This window comes from Streptomyces sp. NPDC002446, from assembly GCF_053595675.1.
The window spans coordinates 1-4230 of record NZ_JBSFYC010000147.1 but is presented as its reverse complement, the minus strand read 5'-3'; the positions used below and the strand labels follow the sequence as shown (position 1 = coordinate 4230).

1 protein-coding gene is annotated in these 4230 nt (G+C 74.1%); it reads left to right on the top strand.

Features of this window, described 5'->3' with window-relative positions:
* Nucleotides 1–4230, top strand: a 4230-nt coding sequence (locus ACWD6P_RS36765) for a type I polyketide synthase (RefSeq protein ID WP_451448569.1), incomplete at both ends; no start/stop codon positions are given.

Genomic DNA, 4230 nt, shown 5'->3' with positions numbered 1-4230 from the left:
TGGACACCGCGTGTTCGTCGTCGCTGGTGGCGCTGCATCTGGCGGCGCAGGCGCTGCGCAACGGCGAGTGCGGCCTGGCGCTGGCCGGCGGCGCGGCGGTGATGTCCACGCCGGTGCTGTTCGACGAGTTCGCGCGCGGGCAGGGCATCGGGCTGGCGTCCGACGGGCGCTGCAAGGCGTTCTCGGACAGTGCGGACGGCACCAATCTCTCCGAGGGCGTGGGCGTGCTGCTGCTGGAGCGGCTGTCGGACGCGCGGCGCAACGGCCACCCGGTGCTGGCCGTGGTCCGCGGCAGCGCCGTCAACCAGGACGGTGCCAGCAACGGCCTGACCGCACCCAACGGCCCCGCCCAGGAGCGCGTCATCCGGCAGGCCCTCGCCCAGGCCCGGCTGACCTGTGCCGACGTGGACGCCGTCGAGGCGCACGGCACCGGCACCGCGCTCGGCGACCCGATCGAGGCCCAGGCGCTGCTGGAGACCTACGGCCAGCAGCGCGAGGGCCAACAGCCTTTGTGGCTGGGCTCGTTGAAGTCCAACATCGGTCACACCCAGGCGGCGGCCGGGGTGGGCGGTGTGATGAAGATGGTGCTGGCCCTGCGGCACGGCGTACTGCCGAAGACGCTGCATGTGGACCGGCCGTCCCGGCATGTGGACTGGTCGGCGGGGGCGGTGTCCCTGCTGACCGAGCAGACACCCTGGCCGGAGACCGGTCGGCCGCGCCGCGCCGCTGTCTCCTCCTTCGGTGTCAGCGGGACCAATGCACATGTCATCGTCGAGCAGGCCCCGGAGGAGCAGGAGCCTGCAGTTCCGGAGGAGCAGGAGCCTGCAGCGCCGGAGGCGTCGGGTCAGGCTCCGGATGAGGCTCCGGATGGGGGCGAGGCGGGCGGCTCACTTCCCGTTCCCTGGGTGCTGTCGGCCCGCTCCGAGACCGCCCTGCGCGCCCAAGCGGCGCGGCTGCGCACTCACCTGGCCGGCCAGGACACCGGCGGGCCGCGCGCGACCGGACTCGCCCTGGCCACCACCCGCACCGCCTTCGAGCACCGGGCCGTGCTGCACTCGGGCGGCCCCGGCGGGCTCTCCGCGGCCCTCGACGCCCTCGCCGAGGGACGGTCCGCGCCGTCCGTGGTGTGCGGCACGGGCCGCCGCGAGGGCCGTACGGCCTTCCTGTTCACCGGCCAGGGCAGCCAGTACGCCGGCATGGGACGCGAGCTGTACGCAAGCAGTCCGGCGTTCGCCGCGGCGCTGGACGAGGTCGCACGGCACCTCGACCCGCACCTCGACCGGCCGCTGCTCGGCGTCCTCTTCGCCGACCCCGCGTCCCCCGAGGCGGAGCTGATCGACCGGACCCACTACACCCAGGCCGGGCTCTTCGCGGTCGAGGTCGCGCTGTTCCGCCTGGTGGAGGGCTGGGGGCTGCGCCCCGACGCGCTGCTGGGGCACTCCATCGGCGAGCTGGCCGCCGCCCATGTCGCGGGGGTCCTCGACCTGCCCGACGCCTGCCGGCTGGTGGCCGCCCGCGGGCGGCTGATGCAGTCCCTGCCCGACGGCGGCGCGATGGTCTCCGTACGGGCGGGCGAGGACGAAGTGCGGCCGCTGCTCGCCGGACAGGAGGACCGGGCGGGCATCGCGGCCGTCAACGGGCCACGGTCCGTGGTCGTGTCCGGCGACGAGGACGCCGTCCTCGCCGTGGCCGCCGAACTGGCCGGCCGCGGCCACCGCACCAAGCGGCTGAACGTCAGCCACGCCTTCCACTCCCCGCGCATGGACCCGATGCTGGAGGACTTCCGGCGCGTCGCGGACACGGTGGAATTCCACCCGCCCCGTATACCCGTGATCTCCAATGTGACCGGACGTACGGCCACCGCGGAGGAGCTGTGCGCGCCGGAGTACTGGGTGCGGCACATCCGGCAGGCGGTGCGCTTCGGCGACGGGGTCCGGGCGCTGCGCGAGCACGGCGTCGGCACGTACCTGGAGCTCGGACCGGGCGGGGTGTTGTGCACCATGGGCCAGGAGGCCCTCGGCGACCGGCCGGCGGAAGCGGCGGGCGGCTCGCCGTTCACCGCGACGCTACGGCGCGGCCGTCCCGAGCCGGAGTCGGTGCTGCAGGCCGTCGCCGCGGCCTTCGTCCGCGGTACGGAGGTCGACTGGGCCGCGTACTTCGGCGGCGGGGACGGCCGGGCACGGACCGGGGAACGGAGGGCGGAACGGAGGGTGGAACTGCCCACCTACGCCTTCCAGCGCCGGCGCTACTGGCCGAGGAGCCCGCTGGCGCACGCCGCAGACGCGGGATCCCTGGGCCTGGAGGACGCGGCCCATCCGCTGCTCGCCGCGGTGCTCGAAGCCCCCGAAAGCGGCGAACTGGTCCTCACCGGACGGCTGTCGCTCACCGCACAGCCCTGGCTGGCCGATCACACCGTGCTGGGCAGCGCCGTACTGCCGGGCACCGCCCTCGTGGAGATGGCGCTCCGGGCCGGCGAACGGGCCGGCTGTGAGCTGCTGGACGAGCTGACGCTGGAAACCCCGGTCGTGCTGCCCGCCGAGGGAGGCCTGCACATCAGCCTGCGGATCGGGCCCGCCGACAAGGACGGGCGCCGCCCCCTCACCGTGCACTCCCGGCCGGACGGCGACACGGCGACCGGCCTGCCCTGGACGCGCCACGCCGGCGGCACGCTCCAGGCGGCGGCCGACGAGGGCCGACCACGGCCGTTCGAGCCGGCGGCCTGGCCGCCACCGGGCGCCGAACCGCTGGACGTGGCCGCGTGGTACCGGCGCGGCAGCGCGGCCGGAATCGACTACGGCCCGGCCTTCCAGGGGCTGCGCGCCGCCTGGCGGCACGGCGACGAAGTCTTCGCCGAGGTGGCGCTGCCGTCCGAGGCCGACGCCGCCACCGGCGACGCCGACCGGTACGGGCTGCACCCGGCACTGCTCGACGCCGCCCTGCAGACCGTCGGCCTCGCCCCGGTCGCGGTGGGCGAGGAGACACGTCCCCGCATGCCGTTCTCCTGGCGCGGCGTACGGCTCCACGCCACGGGCGCGCGAACCCTGCGCGTCCGGCTTGCTGTCCTGACCAAGGACACGGGCGCGGACGACGGCTCGGCGGGCGTCCGGATCGCCCTGGACGTCGCCGACGCCGTGGGAGCGCCGGTCGCCTCGGTCGACTCCCTGGCCCTGCGGCCGGTCACCGCAGACCAGGTGGACGGCGCACGGAACGCGGTACGCGACGCGCTGTACCGCGTGACCTGGCAGCCGCTGACCGGAAGCACGGGAAGCACGGGAAGCACCGGAAACACGGGAAGTACGGGAAGCGCCGGAAGCGCCGGAAGCGCCGGAAGCGCCGGAAGCGCAGGGAACACCGGGGATCGGGCGGCGCCCAGCTACGCGGTGGTCGGCGACGACCCGCTGGGTATCGCCGCCGCCTTGCCCGGCGCCGCCCGGAGCGCCGATCTCGCCTCGCTGACCTCTGTGCCCGATGTGGTGGTCGTGCCCTGCTCGGGAGAGCTGCACCGGGTGCTGGCACTGCTCCAGGAGTGGCTGGCCGACGCGCGCTTCGCCGCGTCGCGGCTGGTCGTGCTGACCCGCGGAGCCGTCGCGACCGGGCCCGACGACGAGGTGCCCGGACTGGCGCACGCGCCGGTGTGGGGTTTGTTGCGGTCGGCGCAGTCGGAGCATCCGGGGCGGTTTGCGCTGGTGGATGTGGATGTGGATGGTGGGGCGTCGTCGTTGGGTGTGCTGCCGTTTGCGGTGGCGTGTGGTGAGCCGCAGGTGGCGGTGCGCGGGGGTGTGGTGTGGGTGCCGCGTGTCGTGCGGGCGCGGGTGCCGGTCGCCGAGACCTGCGGATCCTGGGGCGATGGCGCGGTGCTGGTGACTGGCGCGTCGGGCCTGCTGGCCGGAGTGGTCGTACGGCATCTCGTGTCGGCGTGTGGGGTGCGCCGTGTCGTGCTGGTGTCGCGTCGCCCAGCTAACGAACTTGCCGATGACATACGGGAGTTGGGTGCCGAGGCGGTAGTTGCGGCATGTGATGTGGCGGATCGTGGTGCGTTGGCGGAGGTGTTTGCCGCTCACGAGATCTCGGCGGTGGTGCATGCGGCCGGTGTGTTGGATGACGGTGTGGTGGAGTCGCTGACGCCGGAGCGGGTTGGTGGGGTGCTGCGGCCGAAGGTCGATGGTGCGATGGCGTTGCATGATCTGACTTGTGGGTTGGATCTGAAGGCGTTTGTGTTGTTCTCGTCGG